Source organism: Parapusillimonas sp. JC17 (genome assembly GCF_052180245.1).
Taxonomy (GTDB): domain Bacteria; phylum Pseudomonadota; class Gammaproteobacteria; order Burkholderiales; family Burkholderiaceae_B; genus Parapusillimonas.
The window spans coordinates 3,242,239-3,264,466 of record NZ_CP197474.1; the positions used below are offsets into that span (position 1 = coordinate 3,242,239).

Consider the following 22,228-nt stretch of genomic DNA (forward strand, 5'->3'; position numbering starts at 1 on the left):
CGCGAACTCCAGCAACGCCTGCTGGGCGTGCGCTCCTCCATGGAAGAAGAAGGATCGACCGGCCAGCCGATGGCGGAACCAGGCACGGCCGGCGGCTCCGATTCAGGCGGACAGGAATCACCCGGGCAGCAGGTCTGGGTCATACGCCGGACCTACCAGGATGAAGACCCGCCCCTGCCCAGGATGCAGGCACGGGTGCTGGATTCCGACGCCGGCAAACGCCCGCCGCGCGCGGAAGCCACCCAGCGCGCGGTGCGCATGAGGCCCGCCGGCTTGGCGAGCGCCGACCGGACAGCCTACGTCGTCGGTACCTTCGACACCAAAGGTTCCGAATTGCAATATTTGCGCAGCTGCATCGAAAAGCTCGGCATACGGGTGACGACGGTCGACCTGGCAACCAGCGGCGCCATGTCGTCGGCCAGCATCACGGCGCGGGAAGTGGCCCGATTCCATCCCAAGGGCGAGGCGGCCGTATTCACGAAGGACCGCGGCTCATCCGTCGCCGGGATGACCGAAGCCTTCGGGCGCTTTCTCGCCAGCCGGCGCGACCTGGGCGGAATCATTTCCGCCGGCGGATCGGGCGGTACGGCGCTGGCCACGGCGGGCATGCGCTCGATTCCGGTAGGCATACCAAAAGTCATGGTCTCGACCGTGGCCTCCGGCGATGTCGCGCCTTACGTGGGCGAGTCAGACATCTGCATGATGTACTCGATTACCGACGTGTCCGGCCTGAACCGGATCAGCGCGCAGGTGCTCGGCAATGCCGCCCATGCGCTGGCGGGAATGATCGCCAATCCCGTCCAGCCCGCCGATGAGCCCAAGCCGGCCATCGGCCTCACCATGTTCGGCGTCACGACGACCTGTGTCCAGGCGGTCACCAAAGCGCTCTCGTCCAGCTACGACTGCCTGGTCTTCCACGCCACGGGCACAGGCGGACGATCGATGGAGATGCTGACCGATTCGGGCCTGCTTGACGGCATCATCGACATCACGACGACGGAGATCGCCGACCTGATCGTGGGCGGCGTCTTCTCCGCCGGCGACACGCGCATGGATGCCGTCATCCGAAGCCGCCTGCCCTATGTGGGTTCCTGCGGCGCGCTGGATATGGTTAACTTCCATGCCATGGCCACGCTCCCCGCGCGTTTCCGCGGACGCAACATATACAAACACAACGAAAACGTCACCTTGGTCCGCACCTTGCCCGAAGAGAACGTTGCAATCGGCGAATTCATCGCGGGCAAGCTGAATCAAATGGAAGGTCCTGTGCGTTTCCTGATTCCGGAAGGCGGCGTCTCGGCCATCGATGCGCCGGGCCAGCCCTTCCATGATCCGGCCGCGAACCGTGCGCTGTTCTCGACCATCGAGAAGAACTTCAAGCCCGGCTCGCAGCGCAAGCTGATCAAGCTTCCCTACAACATCAACGACCCGGCTTTCGCCGAGGCGCTCGTACAGGCCTTCCAGGAAATCCGCCCGCAGGCGCCGGCGCGCCCGTCATATAAACGCTAGGAAACCGTCATGCCCCGCATTCAACGCTCAACACTGCTCGAGAAATTCCGCGAGATGATACGCAACCGGATACCGATCATCGGCGGAGGCGCAGGCACCGGCTTGTCCGCAAAGTGCGAGGAGGCCGGAGGCATAGACCTCATCGTGATCTACAACTCGGGGCGCTATCGGATGGCGGGCCGCGGGTCGCTGGCCGGCTTGCTGGCGTACGGCAACGCAAACCAGATCGTCGTCGAGATGGCCAGCGAAGTCCTGCCGATGGTGAAACACACTCCCGTCCTGGCGGGCGTGAATGGAACCGATCCGTTCATGATTCCGGAACATTTTTTGCGCCAGTTGATCAGCCTGGGGTTCTCCGGCATCCAGAACTTTCCGACCGTCGGGCTGATAGACGGCACATTCAGGACGAATCTCGAGGAAACCGGCATGGGCTATGGCCTGGAGGTCGACCTCATACGCAAGGCGCGCGAGCTGGATCTGCTGACCACACCCTATGTCTTCAACGAAGCGAACGCCACCGACATGGCGCGCGCCGGCGCGGACATCATCGTCTGCCATCTTGGGCTGACCACCGGCGGGGCCATCGGCGCCGAAACCGCCCTGACACTCGAAGACTGCGTGCCCGCCATCAATGCCTGGGCGGAAGCAGCCAGGCGCGCCAATCCGGACATCATCGTCCTGTGCCACGGCGGCCCCATCGCTACACCGGCCGACGCGGCCTTCATACTCGAAAGCTGTCCCGGCTGCCATGGCTTCTATGGCGCCTCGAGCATGGAGCGCCTGCCCGTGGAAACCGCGCTGACGGAACGCACGCGCGAATTCAAGAACATCAAGCGTTAACAAGCCAAGGAGTCGACCATGACTGGTTCAGAGTTCGGAGTTTTCTTATTGGGCCTTCTGGCTGTGGTCATCGTCGTGGCCATCGGCATATGGCTGCTGCACTGGCTGTATCTCAGGTCATCCAAAGGCCGCGCTTTCGTGCGTACCGGCCTGGGCGGCCAGAAGGTCGTGCTTGACGGCGGCGCTTTCGTGCTGCCCATCGTGCATGACGTCATCCCGGTGAACATGAATACGCTGCGTCTGGAGGTCACTCGTGGCCGCGACAAGGCGCTGATCACCAAAGATCGCATGCGCGTCGACGTCACGGCGGAGTTCTATGTCCGCGTTGCGGCAAATCCCGACGCCGTGGCCACGGCCGCCCAGACGCTGGGAGAACGCAGCATGGAGCCGGATCGGCTGATCGAGCTGGTGGAGGGCAAATTCGTGGACGCCTTGCGCACCGCGGCCGCCGAGATGACCATGGAAGAGCTGCATGAGAAACGCGGCGAATACGTCAAGAAAGTCAGCGTCGATGTTGCGGACGACCTCACCAAGAATGGCCTGGAACTCGAAGCGGCTTCCCTGACCCAACTCGACCAGACGGCAATGGAGTTCTTCAATCCGTCCAACCAGTTCGATGCCGAAGGCATGACGCGGCTCACCGAACAGATAGAAAGACGCAAGAAGCAACGCAACGACATCGAGCAGGACACTCTGATCTCCATACGCAGCAAGAACCTGGAGGCCGAAAAACTGGCGCTGGACATCGACCGCGAAGCGGAATATGCCAGGCTCGCCCAGGAGCGCGAAGTGGAAATCGCCCGTGCCCAGCAAAGGGCGGAGGTCGCCCGGGAACGCGCCGAAACCGAACACCGGGCGGAGCGGGCGCAGATCGAAGCGCGCCAGGCGGTGGAGCAAGCTCAAGTCCGGGCAGAGCTGCAGATCGAGCATGAGCGCATCGCCAAGGAGAAGGAGCTGCAAGCCGCCAACCTGGAGCGCCGCAAGGCGCTTGAACTGGCGGAGCAACAGCGTGCAATCGCCATCGCCGAACAGTCGAGACGCCAATCGGAAGCCCAGACGGCCGCGGACCAGGCGCGCGCCGAAGCCGTTGCCGCGGAAGAGCGCGTCTTTTCGGCGCGTGAACTGGAAGTCGCCGAACGCCGCAAGCAGGTCGAGCTCATCGCCGCCCGCCAGGCAGCCGAAAAAGAAGGCCTGCAGCTGCGCTTGGCCGCTGAAGCCGAAAAGGCGGCGAGCGCCGACCGCGCCGCCGCCATCCGGGCGCATGCCGAAGCGGATGCCGATGCGGAAAGGATACGTGCGGAGGCCAGCAGGGTCCGCAGCGAAGTGGAAGCCGAAGGCCTGCGCCGCATGAACGAGGCTTCCAATGTGCTGACGGCCGACGCGCGGGCTTCCGCGCTGCGCCTGCGCATCGTCGACAAAATGGAAGGCATCATCCGAGAATCGGTCAAGCCCATGGAAAATATCGACAGCATCAAGATATTGCAGCTGGACGGGCTCGGCAACGTGGGTAACGGCGCTGGCGTAGACGACAGGAGTGTCGGCATTGCCGACGGCGTCGTCAATTCGGCCTTGCGTTATCGGGCGCAGGCGCCGGTGGTCGATCAGCTCCTGCGTGAAATCGGCCTCGATGGCGGCAACCTCGCGGGCGCAGCAGGCACCATGCTGCCCACGCCGGCATCCAGCACCGGCAACGACGACAAGAAAGGCAAGAACGCGCCATGAAAGTCTATGTCAGCAGTGTCATCGACGCCCCGGCGCAGGACGTCTGGAGCATCATCCGCGACTTCAACGGCCTGCCGCAATGGACGCCGTTCGTCGCACACAGCAGGATCGAAGGAAACTCTCCGTCGGACGCGGTAGGCTGCGTGCGCAACTTCGAACTACGCCAGGGCGGGACGATACGCGAGCAACTGCTTGCTTTGTCGGACTATGACTTCACTTGCGTTTACTCGATACTGGAAAGCCCCATGGGGGTCAGCGATTATGTCGCCACGCTGAGGATCATACCCGTGACAGACGGGGACCGCAGCTTCGTGGAATGGTCGGCCGAGTTCGGCTGCGATGCAGGACGCGAGGACGAGCTTCGTCGGCTCATCGGCCAGGAGGTTTTTCTGGCGGCGCTGAAATCGCTGCAATCGATGGTGCGGGGTCAGACCCCGCATGGGGTCTGATCCTGGGAAACGACAAGGGGTCAGACCCGAAAGGGTCTGACCCCACAACAAGAAGCTGCAGCCGGGGTCGGACCCCGTACGGGGTCCGACCCCAGTATGAATCAAGGTGTCAGACCCCACATGGGGTCCGACCCCCATCCATCAGTTCTTGGTCTGATCAACCAGCTTGTTCGCTGCGATCCAAGGCATCATGGCGCGCAGCTTGCCGCCGACCTGTTCGATCTGCGATTCAGCGTTGATGCGACGACGCGAAATCAGCGTCGGAGCGCCGGCGGAATTTTCCAGGATGAAGCTCTTGGCATATTCACCCGTCTGGATGTCCTTCAGGCACTGGCGCATGGCGTTCTTGGTTTCCTCGGTCACGATGCGCGGGCCGGTGACGTATTCACCGTACTCGGCGTTGTTGGAGATCGAGTAGTTCATGTTGGCGATGCCGCCCTCGTAGATCAGGTCGACGATCAGCTTGAGCTCGTGCAGGCACTCGAAATAAGCCATTTCGGGCGCGTAGCCGGCTTCCACCAGCGTTTCGAAACCTGCCTTGATCAGTTCGACGGTACCGCCGCACAGCACGGCCTGTTCGCCGAAGAGGTCGGTTTCGGTTTCTTCGCGGAAGTTCGTTTCGATGACGCCCGCACGGCCGCTACCGATCGCGCAAGCATACGACAGCGCGATGTCGCGGGCTGCGCCGGACGTATCCTGATGGACGGCGACGAGCGCCGGCACGCCGCCGCCCTGGCGGTAGGTGCCGCGCACGGTGTGGCCGGGAGCCTTGGGCGCGATCATGATGACGTCGATGTCGGCGCGCGGCTGAACCTGGCCGTAGTGCACATTGAAACCATGAGCGAACGCCAGCGCGGCACCCGCCTTGATGTTGTCCGCCACCTGCGTGCGATAGACTTCGGCGATGTTTTCATCGGGCAGAAGAATCATGACCAGGTCGGCACCCTTGACGGCCTCGGCAACTTCCTGCACGTTCAGGCCCGCGTTCTCGGCCTTGCTCCAGGATGCGCCGCCCTTGCGCAGGCCCACCACCACATTGACACCCGATTCATGCAGGTTCAGCGCATGCGCGTGGCCTTGCGAGCCGTAGCCGATGATGGCGACAGTCTTGCCTTTGATGAGGGAGAGATCACAATCTTTATCGTAGAAAACTTTCATTTAGGGTGCTCCAATACTGTTCGTAGTATTTTGATTTTTTCTGAATGCCAGCATCCAGATGCCTAGGTTAAGATCGGACCGGCATACCGCCGCCAGGCCCGGAATGATGATTTACAACTTCAGGACCCGTTCGCCCCGTCCGATGCCGGACACCCCGGTACGGACGGTTTCCAGAATCGCGCTACGATCCAGCGCACCGATGAAGGCTTCGATCTTTTCTTGATCGCCCGTCAGTTCGATGGTGTAGACCTTGTCGGTGACATCGATGATGCGGCCACGGAAGATATCGGCCATGCGCTTCATCTCGTCCCGTTCCTTGCCCACCGCGCGAACCTTGATCATCATGAGTTCGCGCTCGATGTGAGGCCCTTCGGAAAGATCGACGACTTTCACGACATCCACGAGGCGATTGAGATGCTTGGTGATCTGCTCGACGATCTCGTCGGAACCATGCGTGACGATCGTCATGCGGGACAGCGTGGCGTCTTCCGTAGGGGCAACGGTAAGGGTCTCGATATTATATCCACGGGCGGAAAACAGCCCCACCACGCGCGACAGCGCGCCCGGCTCGTTCTCGAGAAGGATAGAAATTACGTGTTTCATCATTCTCTCCTTACAGGTCTTCAGAACCAAGCAGCATTTCGGTAAGCCCGCGCCCCGCCTTTACCATGGGCCAGACGTTTTCGGTCTGGTCCGTGATGAAGTCAAGGAAAACCAGGCGGTCCTTGTGCTTGCCGAAAGCCTCGCGGATCGCGGGCTCGACATCGGCCGGCTTCTCGATGCGAAGGCCCACATGCCCATAGCTTTCAACCAGCTTCACGAAATCGGGCAGCGCATCCACATAGGATTCGGAATAGCGCGAGCCGTAATCGATCTGCTGCCACTGCCGGACCATGCCCAGGTAGCGATTGTTCAGGCAGAGAACCTTGGGCGAAAGACGGTACTGCTTGCAGGTGGAGAGTTCCTGGATATTCATCTGTATGGAACCTTCGCCGGTGATGACCGCGACATCGGCCTCGGGATTGGCCATCTGCACGCCCATTGCATAGGGCAGGCCCACGCCCATGGTGCCGAGCCCGCCGGAATTGATCCAGCGGCGGGGTTCGTTGAAGCGGTAGTACTGCGCCGCCCACATCTGGTGCTGCCCGACGTCGGAGGTCACGAAGGCATTCCCGCCGGTGACTTCCCAGAGCTTCTCGATCACGAATTGCGGCTTGATGAGCTCGGAAGACGGCTCATAGGCCAGGCACTGCTTGCCGCGCCAGGTATTGATCTGCTGCCACCACTTCGCAAGCGCGGCCTTGTTCGGGGCCGAATCGGCGAGCGCCTGCGCATACAGGCTGTTGAACTCCTGCAGCACTTCCTTCACGCTGCCGACGATGGGGACGTCGACCCTTACGCGCTTGGAGATGGAAGAAGGGTCGATATCGATGTGGACGATCTTGCGCGGAACCTGGGCAAAGTGCTTGGTGTTGCCGATTACCCGGTCATCGAAGCGAGCCCCCACTGCGATGAGCACATCGCAGTTCTGCATGGCCATATTGGCTTCATAAGTGCCGTGCATGCCCGGCATGCCGACGAACTTGTCGTCGTCGGCGGGATAGGCGCCCAGGCCCATCAGGGTATTGGTGCACGGCGCACCGGACAGCTTCACCAGTTCGCGCAGTTCGGCGGATGAATCCGACAGGATCACGCCGCCGCCGGAATAGATCATGGGGCGCTCGGCCGTCAGCAGCATCTGGACGGCTTTCTTGATCTGGCCGAGATGCCCTTTGGTGACAGGCGCATACGAGCGCATCTTGACTTCGCCACGCTTTGCCGTGAACTTGCAGGTCGCAACGGTGATGTCTTTGGGGATATCGACCAGCACTGGTCCCGGACGCCCGGTCTTGGCAATATAGAAGGCCCGTCGCATGGTCTCGGCCAGATCCTTGATGTCGCGCACCAGGAAGTTGTGCTTGACGCATGGCCGGGTGATGCCGACGGTATCGCATTCCTGGAAAGCATCTTCGCCGATGGCCTGGGTAGGCACCTGGCCGCTGATGATCACCATCGGGATGGAGTCCATGTAGGCGGTGGCGATGCCGGTGACCGCGTTGGTCAGCCCCGGGCCGCTGGTGACCAGAGCCACGCCTATTTTGTTCGACGAACGGGAGTAGGCATCGGCCGCATGCACGGCAGCCTGCTCGTGCCGAACGAGTATGTGCTTGAAATTGTCTTGTTTGTAGATTGCGTCGTAGATGTACAGTACCGCGCCGCCAGGGTAGCCAAACACATGGTCTACGCCCTCTTCGGCAAGGCAACGCACGACGATATCGGCGCCATTGAGTTCCATATTGAAATTCCTTTCATAACCAGCACTGTCAACCCGACTGGCCCTGAAGCCCGAGCCCCACCCGGAAGCCGGCAACATGACCTGGCGTTTTATGGCTCACGGAACCATGCCACCCAGACACCTTACCGACCCGAATCGAACTCATCGAATGTGCAGCGCGAGCGTTCACATGAACGCGGGAGGTAGAAACGGAAGCCTGGCAACACACGCTTGTGGCGCGGCCAACAGCAAAGTATTACAGGCGCAAAAAACCGGGCGGATAGCCCGGAACACGGTGCCTTGTGCGGCCCGCCCTGGATACTCGAGCAGGCCAATACAATAATGTAGCAAGTAACCCGGCCGGAATCAAATCGGCCTAGGGGTTGGGGTCGGACCCCATGCGGGGTCCGACCCCCTGAGAAACAGGCCCTGGGGTCAGACCCCGCATGGGGTCTGACCTCCTCCGCCCGGTCAATCGAAAGTGGTAAGGCGCTTTTCGAGGGCGCGCATGTTCTCGTAGTCCATGAGCTTCATGATGTCTTCGATGCCCACCAGCAGATCGGGCCGGTCGGCCGGCTCGCCCGTTGCAATCACTTCCTGCATCACGCTCAAAGCTTGCTGCATCGCGTGGATGGCGGCGGCCGGCAGCATGCGTGGAAGACTGATGCGCTTGACGCCCAGTTCTTTCAGCCGTGGCAACGGAATCAATGGGGTCGTGGGACGCGCGCGGATGCCGAAGCCCATGTTGACGCTCACGGGGATGCCGGCGGCATCGACGATGCGCTTGATATCGTCTTCGGTGCGCACCGCGTCCGGAAACAGCATGTCTGCGCCCGCTGCCGCATATGCCTTGGCTCGCTTGATTGCGCCTTCGATGCCTTCCAGGGCCAGAGAATCCGTGCGCGCGATGATCACGAAGTCGTCGTTGCGGCGCGCCAGGCACGCTGCCTCGATCTTCTTGACCATCTCGGCCTCGCTCACGACGTCCTTGCCCGGCATGTGCCCGCAACGCTTCGGGCTCACCTGGTCCTCGAGATTGACACCGGCCACGCCCGCTTCCTCAAACAACCTGACCGTATGGAATACGTTCACCGGATTGCCATAGCCGGTATCGGCATCCGCCGTAAGCGGAATGGAGACCGAACGCGCCAGGTTGCGGCAATGGTTGACGTTTTCAGCCAAGCCCATCACGCCAATGTCAGGCACGCCAAGCAGCGAATTGGAGAGCGCGGCGCCACTAGTGCAGGCAGTCTTGAAACCCGCCGCTTCGACCAGACGTATGCTGTAGCCATCGTAGACCCCGGGTGAAACGATAAAGGCTTCACTTTTCAGCAACGCCCGAAACTTGCTGGCACTATTCATTCTTTGTTCATTCCCACAAAAGTAAACATACACGGCCTTCTTCATCAACGTACCGCAGGGCGATAACAACCTTGATACCAAGCCCGAATGTTCGTCAGATTATCAACCCTCCTCAAAAGTGTCAACTCTTTTGCGAAATGAGTTAGCCAATAGGCTCATCATCGCCACTCAATTGAATCCCGAGGCAATTAGAATACAAACGCATAATATATAAGTGAATTTACTGCACATCGTTGATCTTCTCTAGTATTTTCCAACGGTACGAGGCCAATTTACCGGTGACTCTTTCCAGCCAAACTGTTGACAATAACAAACAATAGTCATAACCTTGGAAAACTATTCCACGCCGACACGCTTCGCCATGACACAGCAGATACAGATACGACAGCAGCCCTTCCTATATACCAACATACAGGAAGTCGCCGCGGCGTCCAGCCTCGACCTGTCCACGTTTCCTTTCGTCATACGCATCCTTCTCGAGAACCTCTGCCGCCACAAGGCCTGGGGCTCGAACATAACGGACAGCGAAGTCGACGCACTGCTCAAGTGGAATGACAACATCGGCGCTGAACTCCCGCTACATGTGGCGCGCGTCATTCTTCCCGACTCCAGCGGGCTGCCCGTGCTTCAAGACCTGGCGGCCCTGCGGGACGCCGTGGCGCACAACAACGGCGACCCCAACGCCGTCGACACCCGCATTCCCGTCGACCTGGTCGTGGATCACTCCTTGCAAGTGGACAACTGGGGGCATGCGAACGCCATGCCGCTGAATCTGCAGCGCGAGTTCGAGCGCAATCGCGAGCGCTACGAGTTCTTGAAGTGGGCGCAGCAGGCCTTCCGCGGATTGCGCGTGTTCCCTCCCGGGACGGGAATCATCCATCAGGTCAACCTGGAATACATCGCTTCCGTAGTCATGAAGGAACAGCGGAAAGACGGAACCTGGGCGTATCCGGATTTTGTGATCGGGGGCGATTCCCACACCCCTATGGTCAACGCCCTTGGTGTTCTGGGATGGGGCGTAGGCGGCATCGACGCGGAAGCCGCCTTGCTGGGGCATGCCTACACCTTCCCCATTCCGGAAGTCGTCGGCGTCAGGCTGGTCGGCAGCATACCCGCTCCCGCACTGACAACGGACGCCGCCCTGCTCATTACGCAGGCCTTGCGCAAAGAAGGCGTTGCAGGCAGCATGGTCGAGTTCTTCGGCCCCGCGGTGCCGACGCTACCCGTACAGGAACGCGCCACCATTGCGAACATGGCGCCCGAATATGGCGCCACTTGCGGCTTCTTTCCCGTGGACGACCGCACGCTCGAGTACCTGCGCAACTCGGGCCGCGACCTCGAACACATAGAACTCATCGAAGCCTACAGCAAAGCCAATGACCTGTTCCGGTCCTCGCCCGAGCACAGGCCGCAATACAGCCGCGTGCTGGAAATCGACCTGTCCGAAGCGCGGCCATCCATGGCGGGGCCGCGCCGGCCGCAAGACCGCATGGCGATCGACGCCGTTGCCACGGACTTCAAAGAGCGCATGGCCAAGCCCCTGTCGGAAGGCGGGTTCGGCGTGCACGATGCTTCTCCTCGCTTGCCGCAACCGCAGCCATCCGATATTGGCGATCTCGATCATGGCGCCGTCGTGCTCGCGGCGATCACCTCCTGCACCAACACGTCCAATCCCAGCGTCATGATCGCCGCCGGACTGGTGGCCAGCAAAGCGGTGGGCCTGGGGCTCTCTGTTCCCGGCTGGGTCAAGACCTCGCTTGCGCCGGGGTCGCGCACCGTCACACGATACCTGGAAGACGCCGGCTTGCTGCAGCCTCTCGCAACGCTTGGGTTCCATCTGATCGGATACGGCTGTACAACCTGTGGCGGAAAATCAGGGCCACTGGACGTAGCGGTAATGGCACAGATCGAAAAGAAAGGCCTGGTCGTCGCGGCCGCCCTGTCGGGCAACCGCAATTTTGAAGGCCGCATACACAAGCTCATACGCGCCAATTACATAGGCGCGCCGCCGCTCGTCGTCGCCTACGCGCTGGCGGGCAGAATCGACATCGATTTCGATAACGAACCCCTGGGCCATGACAAGGACGGCAAAGCCATCTATCTGCGCGACGTCTGGCCAAGCCCGGACGAGATCGCCGCCCTGCTGCCCTTGGCAAGCAAGCCCGAGACATTCAAACAGACATACCAAGCGGAAGATCTCGATACGGAAATATGGCGGAAGATGCATGCCCCCGAGGGCGTCCTGTTTCCGTGGAATCCGGAGTCGCACTATTTGATCGAACCGCCCTTCTTCAAGCATCTTCCGGATGGCGATGGACTCTCCCGGCTGGCGCTGGGCCTGGAAAACGCCAATGTACTGGCCGCCTTTGACGACTCGCTGACGACGGACCACATCTCCCCCGGCGGCGAGATTCCCAGCGAGACGCCGGCCGGCCAGTATCTGCTGGCGGCCGGCATCGCACCACGGGACTTCAACAGCTACGTGGCGCGCCGATGCAATCATCAGGTCATGACGCGCGCGACCTTCGCCAACATCCGCATCAAGAACCAACTGGTTCCGGAAGTGGAAGGAGGCGTCACCCGCCACTTCCCGGATGGCAAGCAAATGACCATCTTCGACGCCGCAATGCTCTATAAGCAGGAAGGGCGCAGCGCCATCATTCTGGCCGGCAAAGAGTACGGCACCGGCAGCAGCCGGGATTGGGCAGCCAAGGGATCCGCGCTCCTGGGCATACGGGCCGTCATTGCCGAATCCTACGAGCGCATCCACCGCGCCAACCTCGTCGGCATGGGGATCCTTCCTCTGGCGTTCATGGAAGGACAAGGCTGGCGGCAGCTTGGCCTTGCCGGCAACGAGTCCTTCCATTTCGAGAACATCGAGGCCGGCGTCAAGGATGGTGCGCTCATCAGCGTCACCGCCAGGCAGGGAGACCGCGAGACCGGCTTCCAGGTCCGCCCGCAAGTGCTTACCGCCGCGGAGCGCCATCTCATTGCGGAAGGCGGCATTCCCTCCAGCGTGCTGCGCAGCTTCTTGAAAGAATCCACCGCGCCTGGCATTACGACTCAGAAATCGGATATTTAACGACACTCAAGACAAAACCATGGAACTGGACCTCGTACTGACCAATACCCAAATCATGCTGCCAAGCAAGGGGCTGACTCCAGGGCAGATCGGAATACACGGCGGCCGCATCGCACTCATCGCCGAGCCCGGCGCCAAACTGCAGGCCAAGGAGACCATCGACTGCAAAGGACTCTGGACGCTGCCCGGCATCATCGATCCCCATGTGCATTTCGGCTTCGGCTCGCCCGAGACCGACTTCCAGACCGAATCCCGCTTCGCCGCGCTCGGAGGAACGACGACCGTGCTGTCCTTCCATCGCTCAGCCGACATCCGCGATTCGTTCGATCCCGTACGCGAGCGCGCCGAGCGCCAAAGCTGCGTCGATTTCGGCTTCCACTTCGGCATTACGAGCCACTTGCACGTAGAGACCCTCAACGAGATCTCGCACCGGTTTGGCGTTCCCTCTTACAAGCTCTACATGATGTACAAGGGCGCGGCGGGACTGTCCAAGGGTTTCACCGACATCGACGACGGCCTGCTGTTTGCCGCCCTGCGTGAAACCGCCAAAATTCCGGGCGCCGTGCTGGGCGTGCACTGCGAAAACGTAGAGGTGATCCCTCTGCTGCGCGATCCTCTGCGCGCCGCCGGACGCGACGACTTGAAAGCATGGAATGAACAGAGTCCCGACTTCCTGGAAGCGGAAAACGTACATCGCGTATGCTACTTCGCCACCAAGACCGGCACCCCGGTCAACATCGTGCACCTGAGCAGCCGCGAAGCATTGGATGAAGTGCGCCGCCACCGGCTTGCTCCCAACGCACCGCCCATGTACGTCGAGACCTGCCCGCACTACCTCTTTCTGAATGACGAGTCTCCCGCCGGCACTTACGCCAAAGTCAATCCGCCCGTTCGCGGACAAGCCGATGTAGAGGCCATGTGGCAGGGCGTCATTGACGGATCCATCACCACCATCGGTTCGGACCATGTACCCCGCAAGCGGGAAACCAAAGACAAGGACATCTGGGCCGCCAGCAACGGCTTTCCCGGCACGGGCATGATCCTGCCCATCCTGCTGCACGAGGGCTACCACAGGCGCAAGGTCCCGCTGGAGACCCTCGTGAAGGTGGCGAGCGAGAACTCCGCTCGTATTTACGGCATGCCGAGCAAGGGCAGCATAGAAATCGGCAAAGACGCCGATCTCGTGGTCGTCGATCCCGATCTCGAAAAAACCGTCGACCCGGGCACTCTGGAATCCAACTCCGACTATTCGCCGTATGAAGGAATGACGCTCAAAGGCTGGCCGGTGCGCACGCTGGTCCGCGGTCGCACCGTTGCGCTGGATGGACGGATCACGATGGATGCAAGCAATTCACCTGGCGGCCAATTCTTGCGGCGCCTGACCCCCTGATAACTCCGAACTTTGATTCATAGGAACACACATGAGCGAAACCAAGCGAATTTGGGAAGACTTCCTGACCGAGCGCGACAAGCAGGTCTTCAAGGCCGCGGGCTACGGCAAACGCGGGGGCTTCGGCAAGCGGCCGGCCCTGTTCATCATCGACGTGCAATACAACTTCTGCGGCGACACGCCGGAAGACATTCTGGAAGGCCTGAAGCAATATCGCACGCATTGCGGCAAGGAAGCCTGGGACGCGGTTGCGCACATGGTGCCTCTGCTCGAGCTGGCCCGCGAAAAGAACATTCCTGTTTTCTATACGGAAAGCGGTCGCAGGCCCGACCTTCTGGACAGCGGCGTCCAGGTGGGCAAGAATCATCGGGGCGGCGAAAAAACCGTGGTGGCGAATACCCACGCGACCGAAACCGTCGCTCCGCTGGCGCCGCGCCCGCAGGATATCCGGATCACCAAGCAGAAGCCCTCATGCTTCTTCGGCACCATTTTCATGAGCCACCTGAACTTCTTCGACGTCGATACATTGATTCTGGTGGGTTGCGCGACGTCGGGCTGCCTGCGCGCGACCGCGGTGGACGCGTACTCGTACAACTTCAAGGTGATCATCCCCGAAGAGGCCTCTTTCGACCGCTTCCAGGCCAGCCATGCCGTAAACCTGTTCGATCTGAACTGCAAGTACGCTGACGTGATCCCGGCCGCAGAGGTCGCCGACTATCTGCGCGAACTGCCAGCCAGCGACAACGGCGCGGCCTGAACGACAACGCTGGAGGCTTCGTCTGATGTCCGACCGAACCGGCGCGATTTCCTCGCAATACACTCCGGTCTTCCTGCTGACGGGATTCCTCGGCAGCGGAAAGACGAGCCTATTGAGCCGGCTGATACACCGGCCCGAATTCTCCGATACGGCCGTCATCATCAACGAATTCGGAGAGGTCGGCCTGGATCACATGCTGGTGGATCAATCCAGCGATACGGACATCGTATTGCTGGACTCCGGATGCCTGTGCTGCGCCATGAGCGGATCCTTGCAGGAAAGCCTGGAGTCGCTCTATTACCGCCGCCTCAGGAAAGAAATTCCTCATTTCGAACGCATCGTCATAGAGACTTCGGGGCTTGCCGACCCGGGCGCCATCATCAACGCCATAGGCGGCGATCCCGCGGTCGCCCGACGTTTCCGGCTTGCGGGCATCATCACCACGGTCGACGCCCTCCATGGACTTGAAGCCATCGGTTCCTACCGCGAGGCGGCGGCCCAACTCGCGGTCGCCGACCATGTCGTCCTGACCAAGACCGACCTGCTGGAGGACTCCGTGGCGGCCCTGGACCTGCGGGAGGAACTGGGAATCCGGAATCCTCATGCCGAAATTCATATCGGACCGACACTGGACTCATCCGGAATTCGCCGACTGTTCACGAGCACCGAAACCAGGCCGATGGACCCACCGGCCTTGGCCAATCGCAACGAACGCGGCTCTCCACTGGGCCATGTCTTCAAATACGGCATCACGGCGCAGACCTTTCATCTGCAGAAGCCCATAAGCTGGCCGGCCTACGCGGACTGGGTCCACGCCATGCAACGCCGCCATGGCGAATCCCTGCTGCGTGCCAAGGGTATTCTGCGCATGGAAGACGGCGAATGCTACGCCATACATGCCGTACATCATCTTTTCAGCGCACCACTCAAGCTGCAGCGCGCCATCGAAGGCCCCCAGCAAGGCGCCCTCGTGCTGATCACCGAGAAGCTCAGCAGGCAGGAGCTCGAGGAAACCGTTGCTCTATTGCTTCAGTAGTCATATTAATGTCAACAGTTAACAGGACCACAAGGAAATTAATTCGCCTTGCAGGCCTGTATTTAGGGTAATTACTAGCGTTTGCTATTTATATATCAGTAGCCAACTGTTGACATTTGTTATCACCATCAATACAGTGTTAACACTATGCAGCGTGATGCGCTGCCGTCCCCTCTTCAAGCATAAGGAAGTCGCTATGTCTTACTCCCTCTCCCCCTCATTCAAGCAGAACCGGCGCACCCTCATTGCCGCAGCCCTCGCCTCTGCACTCGGCGCGTCTTTCTCCTTGCCGGCCATGGCTCAGGGCGATAGCGCGGCCGGCTATCCGAACAAGCCCGTCAAGCTCGTCGTTCCGTTCGCGCCAGGCGGCCCAACCGACATCACCGCACGCCTCATCGGCGAAGCGCTGTCCAAAAAATGGGACCAGCCGGTAGTCATGGAGAACCGGGCAGGCGCTGGCGGTACGATCGGGGCGGCAACGGTCTCCAAAGCGGCACCCGACGGCTACACCCTGGTGCTCGGCGTTACGGGCTCTCATTCCATCGCCGGCTCGCTCTACAAACAGCTTCCCTATGATCCTCAGGCCGACTTCGAACCCATCAGCCGCGCGGTCATCTACCCGAACGCCATTCTTGCGAATCCCGCCTTGCCGGCCAACAACCTTCAGGAGCTGATCGCACTTGCGAAGAAAGACAAGGAGCTGCACAGCTATGGCACGGACGGCAATGGCACCGCCTCGCATCTCACGATGGAGCTTCTGAAAGAGCGCGGCGGCTTCAAGCTCGACGCCGTGCAGTACAAGGGCGCGTCCCCCATGCTCAATGACTTGGCGGCGGGCTTCATCCAGGTCGGCATCACCGGTCTGCCTTCGGCGGAAACGCTGCTCCAGGCCGGCAAAGTGAAGCTGATCGCGATCACTACAGACAAGGACTACAGCGAAAAAGGCTACGCCACCATCGCCGGACAGGGCTTCCCTGGTTTTGCAGCCGCTCCGTGGTCCGGTTTGTTCGCACCCAAAGGCACCCCCAAGGAAATCGTCGAGAAGATCTCCAAGGACGTGAACGAGGTCATGAACACCGCCGAAATGAAAGAGAAAATGAAGGGTCTCGGCCTTCAGCCGCTACCCAACACGCCTGAACAGTTCAAGACGGAACTGGCGCAGGAAGCGGCGAACTGGGCCAAGGCGGTCGAAATCTCGGGCGCGCGCGTGGAATAAACACGTGCTGGGCAGACATTCGTAAAGATGAATTCTATGGCTAATCCGATGAGTTTCGATGCGGAATTCGACGTGCTCGTCATTGGCGCGGGCGGTTGCGGGCTGGTGGCGGCCTTGGCCGCCCACGAAAACGGCATGGACGTGGCGATCGTCGAAAAGATGGACCGCGTCCAGGGCAACACCGTACTTTCCAGTGGGTCCATACCGGCGGCGAACACCCGCTTCCAGCGCGCCGCCGGCGTCGTGGACAGCCCCGACGTCTTTGTCGAAGACCTGGAGCGCGTGGCCGGCCGGCACGACGCGCCTGAACTGACACGCCGGCTCGCTGATATTTCGGCGGAGCTGGTCGAATGGCTGGTCGACAACGCCGATGTGAACATGACCCTTGTGGAAACCTACAAACATATCGGTCATCGGGTGCATCGGCTGCACTCGCCGCCCTCCAGGCGAGGTTCAGACCTTGTGAACGATCTGCTCAAGACCATTGAGAACCGCGATATTCCCATCGCGTACGGCAATCCGGCCGTCGATCTGCTCATTTCGCCTGACGGAAAAGTCATGGGAGCCGTCACCGAAACCAAGACAGGCGAACGCACCGCCATCGGCGCCAAGGCAGTCATCCTGGCTACAAACGGCTTCGGCGCCAATCGCGAATTGCTTGCGCGGTTCTGCCCGGAGCTCGCAGCCGTACCCTACGGTGGCTCGGTCGCCAGCGAAGGCGAAGCCATACGCTGGGGCGAAGAACTGGGCGCCGACTTGGCCAATATGGGCGCCTATCAGGCCCATGCCAGCCTGGCCGACCCGCACGGCTCGCTGGTCACCTGGACGGTCGTAGAAAAAGGCGGCGTAATCGTCGACCATCAGGGCACTCGCTTCGGCGATGAAACGATCGGATACTCCGCCTTCGCCGCTCAGGAACTGGAGCGCGAAGGCCCGTTCTATGTGATCGCCGACACACGCGTGCGCGACGTCACCGCCGGCGGCCAGGAAGAATATGCCGAACTCTGCGAGCACGGCGGGGTGATCGAAGCGCCCGATGCCGCCAGCCTGGCGCAAAGGCTGGGGATGGACCCCGTCAGGCTCGCCGCGACGCTGGACGACACCATCGCAGCCGCCCGCAGCGCAGTGCAAGACCAGTACGGGCGCAAGGCCTGGGGACTAGGCCCTTTGAACGCTCCTTTCACCGCCACTCGAATCGGACCGGCCCTGTTCCATACGCAAGGCGGCCTGAAAGTGGACATGGACGGCCGGGTACTGAAACAGCAGCGACCCATACCGGGGCTATACGCCGGCGGCGGCGCCGCCTGCGGAATCAGCGGCTCAAAAGGAGGACTGGGCTATATGTCGGGCAATGGCCTGCTCGGCGCGCTGGGTCTTGGTTACCTGGCGGGCAGAGCCGCCGCGCGCGACGCATCCGCCTTCCCCGCGTGAACTCATTTTTTCTTTGCATCAGGAAAGCCACGCATGAACTCGCAGAAAGATCCCGGCAGCACTTCGACTCCTACGAAATCGCTGGCAAGCTTCGCCAGCAACGTCACATACGCGAAACTGGCCGAGCATGAAAAGCATGAAACGCTCAGGCATCTGCTGGATACGCTCGGCGCGTGCGCCGCGGGAATAGACCAGCCCATTGTTCAGGCAGTCAGCGAACTGTGCCGGAAAAACGGCGTGGCGCAAGGCGATGTGCCGGTCGTCGGTTCTGCGCTGTCCGCCGACATCCTGACGGCTTGCTACCTCATGGCGGCGGCAGGACATGCATTGGAAATGGATGACGGAAACCGGGAAGGCTCCATTCATCCCGGCACCGTCGTCATTCCAGCCGCTCTGGCCATGGCCCATCGACAGAACGTCGATGCAGACACTTTGTTGTCGGCCGTCATCGCCGGTTATGAAGTGGCCGTTTCGATTGCCGAATGCCTGCATCCGCACGCCAGCAAGCGAGGCTTCCAGACGACACCCGTCGCGGGGACGCTGGGCGCGGCCGCCGCGGCCGGCAGGGTGCTGGGACTTGATCCGAACGACATGGAGAGCGCACTGGGTATCGCAGCCAGCTCCTCGTCCGGAATCTTCGCCTATCTGTCAGGCGGCGGCAACATCAAGAAGCTTCATCCGGCGCATGCGGCGCGGGAAGGCGTATTCGCAGCACTGCTGGCCCAGCAAGGCATCGTGCAGGGGCCGCGCAACGTCGCCGAAACGCGCGCAGGGGTCCTTCAGGCGTTCGGCGGCCTGGAGCAATGGGCCGGCAAACCGGAAAGCCGGCAAGAGCTGGCCGTCGTCCGCTCTTATCTGAAACCTTATCCCTGCTGCCGGCACATTCATCCGGCCATCGACGCCCTGCTTCGGCTTCGGATTGATCATGGCCTGCAGCCCAGCGAGGTCGCCAGCGTCTCGGTAGGCACATATGAAGCCGCCATGCCTCATGCATCGCTTCCATGGGACACACTGAACATTGCCCAATTGAGTTTTCCGTATGTCATGGCCATTGCCATGCTGAAAGGCACCGTCGACCTGCCGGCCTTTTCACCTGAGAACCGCAACGACGAATCGGTGGCCCGCTTGGCAGCCAAAGTCAGTGTCCATGTCGACCCGGAATGCAATGCGCTCTATCCGGCGAACGGCCCCGCGCGCGTCACCGTTACGCTGAACGACGGAAGGTCGCATGAGTTGTTCGTCCCCGAACCCATCGGGTCGCCGGATCTGCCGCTGTCCGATCAAGCGCTGGTCGAGAAATTCTGCCTTGCCACGACACAAGTCTTGAGCCGAGACGACGCCTATGCATTGGCCACCTCCAGCCTTGCCGGAAACACACTGCCCGACGCGCGCGCGCTGATGCGCATCCTCGCCGCATAGATAGCGCCACTGTCCGCCACGACTCAGCCTCCTGCGCGCGCCGCCGTGCGCATGGGCCCCGCTTTGCCTTTTTACGTTTCTACATGGAGATCAAAATGAAAGCGAAGGTATTTTCGACCGTCGGAAAAATTGCGTCCATCGCGTCCCTGGCGGCGCTGCCGCTGCTGGCAAACGCAACGAGTCATGACGCCAGTGCGCAGAACTATCCCGACCGTGCCGTGCGCATCGTCGTACCGTTCGCGGCAGGCGGCGCGACGGACCTTTTCGGGCGCCTCATCGCATCCGAGCTCACCGGCATGCTGAAACAACAGTTCATCGTCGAGAACAAACCCGGCGGAGGCGGAAACATAGGCTCCAACCAGGTGGCAAAAAGCGCTGCCGACGGCTACACGCTGCTGTTCGGCGCCGCCGGCAACATCGCCATCAACCCGGCGCTCTTCAGCAACATGCCGTACAGCCCTTCCAAGGATCTCGCACCCGTGGCGCTCATGGGTTCGTCGATGAACGTGCTGGTGGTTCCCTCGTCGCTGCCCGTCAAATCGGTACAGGAACTGATCGCTCTGGAAAAAGCCAAGCCCGGAGAACTGAATTACGGATCGTCCGGCAATGGAGGCACTACGCACCTGTCGGGAGAACTGTTCAACAGCACGGCAAACACCAGGATCGTGCATGTTCCCTATCAGGGCAGCGGTCCGGCGATGATCGATCTGCTGGCTGCACGCGTACAAATGATGTTCGACAACCTGCCCTCGTCCATGCCGCATATCCAGCGCGGCGACCTGAGGGCCTTGGGCGTGACCGGAGCCAGCAGGAGCGCCCTGCTTCCCGATGTGCCGACGATAGCGGAATCGGGACTCCCGGGATTCGAAGCCACGACATGGTTCGGACTGTTCGCACCCGCCGGGACGCCTCCCGCCGTCATCGAGAAAATCAACGTCGCCGTGAACCAGGCAATGGCCAAGCCCGAGATCATCGAGCGCCTGCGAAAACTGGGGACCGACGTCGCTACGGGAACACCGGAAAGCTTTGCCGAACTGGTGAAAAGAGATACCGAGAAATGGGCCAAGGTCATCAAGGACGCCAACATCGTCATGAATTGATCTTCAATCCATGACAGACCGCCCCTCCCTGGGGCGGTCTGGCCTTTTCAGCGCAGCATGTCGAGCAACTCGCCCCACGGCGTGGAGCCCTGTCTCTCGATGCAGCCTGACGCCAACAACGACGCGAGCCCCGGAAGCACCGGGGCCGACAGTTCACGGACTTTTTGTTCCAGCACCGACTCGGGCAGAGGACGATCGGGCCCGCCCTGGGCGCTCAGGCACTCCGACTCGTGAACCTGGCCGTCGGCGGTGACGATCACCACCTTGGCGGGCCGATCGTGTGGCGGCACCAGCGCCTCCTCGTACGGCCTGAGCTCCACGATCCTGCGCAGATGCGCCACCTGAGGATCGTGCAGCGCGTCGCTCGAGAACGCCCGGGCGCTGCCGGTGCCGAACACGAAAGGAGCGGCCACCATGTGCGGCATCGAGAACTTCGCGCCCAAAGTGGTCGATGGTTCGGGGTTCGATAGAGTGAGCGCCAAGGGATGCGTATAGACGACGATGCTTCGAATCCGGCCGGCATCCAAGGCATGCGATCGGACGAGCTCGAGCACCGCCTCGACCGCGGAGTGCCCATGCTGGCAACACGCGTAGATTTTGTGATAACCCGACGCTATGGACCATTCGACGCCCAATTGATCGTCCAGCGCGTTGAAGTTTTCAGCAGCCCCGAGGATATCGCGATAAACACCCGGTATGCTGGATTCCGCGCCTTGAATACCGCATGCCGCCCAATCGGCGCACTGCAGACCATTGACTGCGCCGGCAGCAGCCCAACCATTGCGGACCAGCACGCCTTCCACCAGATGAGGACGCGGCCCCATCGACGCGGTGGTTGCAGCCGCGGTGACGGCGCCAAACAATTCGGCGGCATTTCCGCCGCGCGCAATCACCACGCCCGCCGCTGCGCCTATGCTCGACCAGAGGGCGTGACCATGCACGGCAGGCTGGGCAAACCGGAAGCTCATCGCAATTCGCGTCACGACCTCATAAGCCAGTACCAATGCCCGCAAGACTTGCGTATATCGAAGGCCCAGGGCTTGCGCTTCTGCAAGCAAGGCGGGCAATACGTAGATACCGGCATGGCAAATCGTCCTGCGAAACCCTTCGTCCAGTTCGCACCAGTTTCCTGCAAGCGCATTCAGTGAAGCCGCCTGGAAACGGTCGGCCGCAGGGAGACCGACGGCGAAAACCGCAGATTCGGCGCATCGGAGCCTGGACAGCACTTTTTCGCGATAGCGCGCGGGTTCAGGCTCCAGCGAGCCCGCAATCATGGCCGAAATATCGTCCAACAATACAAGAACCGCCCTTTTCCGTACGGGTTCCGGCATGTCTTCCCAGCGGCAAGCCGTCGCCCATTCGCAAAGCCGGTTCAGGCCGGTGGAAAATTCATCTGTCTGGTTCACTGTTTCCTTCCATTGCTTGGCTGCGGTTGATCGCGCA

17 protein-coding genes are annotated in these 22,228 nt (G+C 61.2%); 12 read left to right on the plus strand and 5 right to left on the minus strand.

Annotated elements, in window-relative coordinates:
* The first annotated feature begins 273 nt into the window (after positions 1-273).
* From ACSBPU_RS15650 to ACSBPU_RS15665, 4 genes are read left to right on the plus strand one after another with little or no spacing between them, the layout of a single operon-like run.
* The gene (locus ACSBPU_RS15650) at positions 274-1,509 is read left to right on the plus strand and encodes a Tm-1-like ATP-binding domain-containing protein (RefSeq protein ID WP_442598378.1); all 1,236 of its coding nucleotides are present in this window, start codon (positions 274-276) and stop codon (positions 1,507-1,509) included.
* A gap of 9 nt (positions 1,510-1,518) precedes the next feature.
* On the plus strand, positions 1,519-2,349 hold the full coding sequence (locus ACSBPU_RS15655; protein ID WP_442592916.1) for a phosphoenolpyruvate hydrolase family protein: 831 nt from the start codon (positions 1,519-1,521) through the stop codon (positions 2,347-2,349).
* Positions 2,350-2,367: 18 nt separating this feature from the next.
* A complete protein-coding gene (locus tag ACSBPU_RS15660; protein WP_442592917.1) occupies positions 2,368-4,071 on the plus strand; it encodes a flotillin family protein in 1,704 nt (567 codons plus the stop codon).
* A complete protein-coding gene (locus ACSBPU_RS15665) occupies positions 4,068-4,520 on the plus strand; it encodes an SRPBCC family protein (protein WP_442592918.1) in 453 nt (150 codons plus the stop codon). Before ACSBPU_RS15660 ends, ACSBPU_RS15665 begins: the two co-directional genes overlap by 4 nt.
* Before the next feature lie 141 nt (positions 4,521-4,661).
* Here the strand turns inward: ACSBPU_RS15665 and ilvC are convergent, their stop codons facing one another.
* The 4 genes from ilvC to ACSBPU_RS15685 all read right to left on the minus strand — a co-directional run bounded on the left by ilvC (position 4,662) and on the right by ACSBPU_RS15685 (position 9,354).
* Positions 4,662-5,678, minus strand: a complete 1,017-nt coding sequence (ilvC, locus tag ACSBPU_RS15670; protein WP_180071497.1) for a ketol-acid reductoisomerase — start codon at positions 5,676-5,678, stop codon at positions 4,662-4,664.
* A 111-nt stretch (positions 5,679-5,789) separates the two neighbouring features.
* Positions 5,790-6,281 (minus strand): acetolactate synthase small subunit, encoded by a 492-nt coding sequence (gene ilvN / locus ACSBPU_RS15675; protein ID WP_180071556.1) that lies wholly within the window; start codon positions 6,279-6,281, stop codon positions 5,790-5,792.
* A 10-nt stretch (positions 6,282-6,291) separates the two neighbouring features.
* On the minus strand, positions 6,292-8,013 hold the full coding sequence (locus tag ACSBPU_RS15680; RefSeq protein ID WP_180071498.1) for an acetolactate synthase 3 catalytic subunit: 1,722 nt from the start codon (positions 8,011-8,013) through the stop codon (positions 6,292-6,294).
* Positions 8,014-8,463: 450 nt separating this feature from the next.
* Positions 8,464-9,354, minus strand: a complete 891-nt coding sequence (locus ACSBPU_RS15685) for an isocitrate lyase/phosphoenolpyruvate mutase family protein (protein ID WP_180071499.1) — start codon at positions 9,352-9,354, stop codon at positions 8,464-8,466.
* Between the two features lie 328 nt (positions 9,355-9,682).
* On the opposite strand from ACSBPU_RS15685, the gene acnA reads away from it, so the two are divergent.
* The 8 genes from acnA to ACSBPU_RS15725 all read left to right on the plus strand — a co-directional run bounded on the left by acnA (position 9,683) and on the right by ACSBPU_RS15725 (position 20,785).
* The gene (gene acnA / locus ACSBPU_RS15690) at positions 9,683-12,436 is read left to right on the plus strand and encodes an aconitate hydratase AcnA (RefSeq protein WP_442592919.1); all 2,754 of its coding nucleotides are present in this window, start codon (positions 9,683-9,685) and stop codon (positions 12,434-12,436) included.
* A 19-nt stretch (positions 12,437-12,455) separates the two neighbouring features.
* Positions 12,456-13,826 (plus strand): dihydroorotase, encoded by a 1,371-nt coding sequence (locus ACSBPU_RS15695; protein ID WP_442592920.1) that lies wholly within the window; start codon positions 12,456-12,458, stop codon positions 13,824-13,826.
* A 31-nt stretch (positions 13,827-13,857) separates the two neighbouring features.
* Positions 13,858-14,583 (plus strand): isochorismatase family protein, encoded by a 726-nt coding sequence (locus ACSBPU_RS15700; protein ID WP_442592921.1) that lies wholly within the window; start codon positions 13,858-13,860, stop codon positions 14,581-14,583.
* Positions 14,584-14,608: 25 nt separating this feature from the next.
* Positions 14,609-15,619 (plus strand): CobW family GTP-binding protein, encoded by a 1,011-nt coding sequence (locus ACSBPU_RS15705; RefSeq protein WP_442592922.1) that lies wholly within the window; start codon positions 14,609-14,611, stop codon positions 15,617-15,619.
* Positions 15,620-15,815: 196 nt separating this feature from the next.
* Positions 15,816-16,835 carry a Bug family tripartite tricarboxylate transporter substrate binding protein gene (locus ACSBPU_RS15710; RefSeq protein WP_442592923.1) on the plus strand — a complete coding sequence of 340 codons (1,020 nt, stop codon included), beginning with the start codon at positions 15,816-15,818 and terminating at the stop codon, positions 16,833-16,835.
* A gap of 36 nt (positions 16,836-16,871) precedes the next feature.
* On the plus strand, positions 16,872-18,266 hold the full coding sequence (locus tag ACSBPU_RS15715) for an FAD-dependent oxidoreductase (RefSeq protein ID WP_442592924.1): 1,395 nt from the start codon (positions 16,872-16,874) through the stop codon (positions 18,264-18,266).
* Between the two features lie 33 nt (positions 18,267-18,299).
* Positions 18,300-19,685 (plus strand): MmgE/PrpD family protein, encoded by a 1,386-nt coding sequence (locus ACSBPU_RS15720; RefSeq protein WP_442592925.1) that lies wholly within the window; start codon positions 18,300-18,302, stop codon positions 19,683-19,685.
* 95 nt (positions 19,686-19,780) lie between these two features.
* Positions 19,781-20,785 (plus strand): tripartite tricarboxylate transporter substrate binding protein, encoded by a 1,005-nt coding sequence (locus ACSBPU_RS15725; protein WP_442592926.1) that lies wholly within the window; start codon positions 19,781-19,783, stop codon positions 20,783-20,785.
* 47 nt (positions 20,786-20,832) lie between these two features.
* Here the strand turns inward: ACSBPU_RS15725 and ACSBPU_RS15730 are convergent, their stop codons facing one another.
* The gene (locus tag ACSBPU_RS15730; RefSeq protein ID WP_442592927.1) at positions 20,833-22,191 is read right to left on the minus strand and encodes an MmgE/PrpD family protein; all 1,359 of its coding nucleotides are present in this window, start codon (positions 22,189-22,191) and stop codon (positions 20,833-20,835) included.
* Positions 22,192-22,228: the final 37 nt, after the last annotated feature.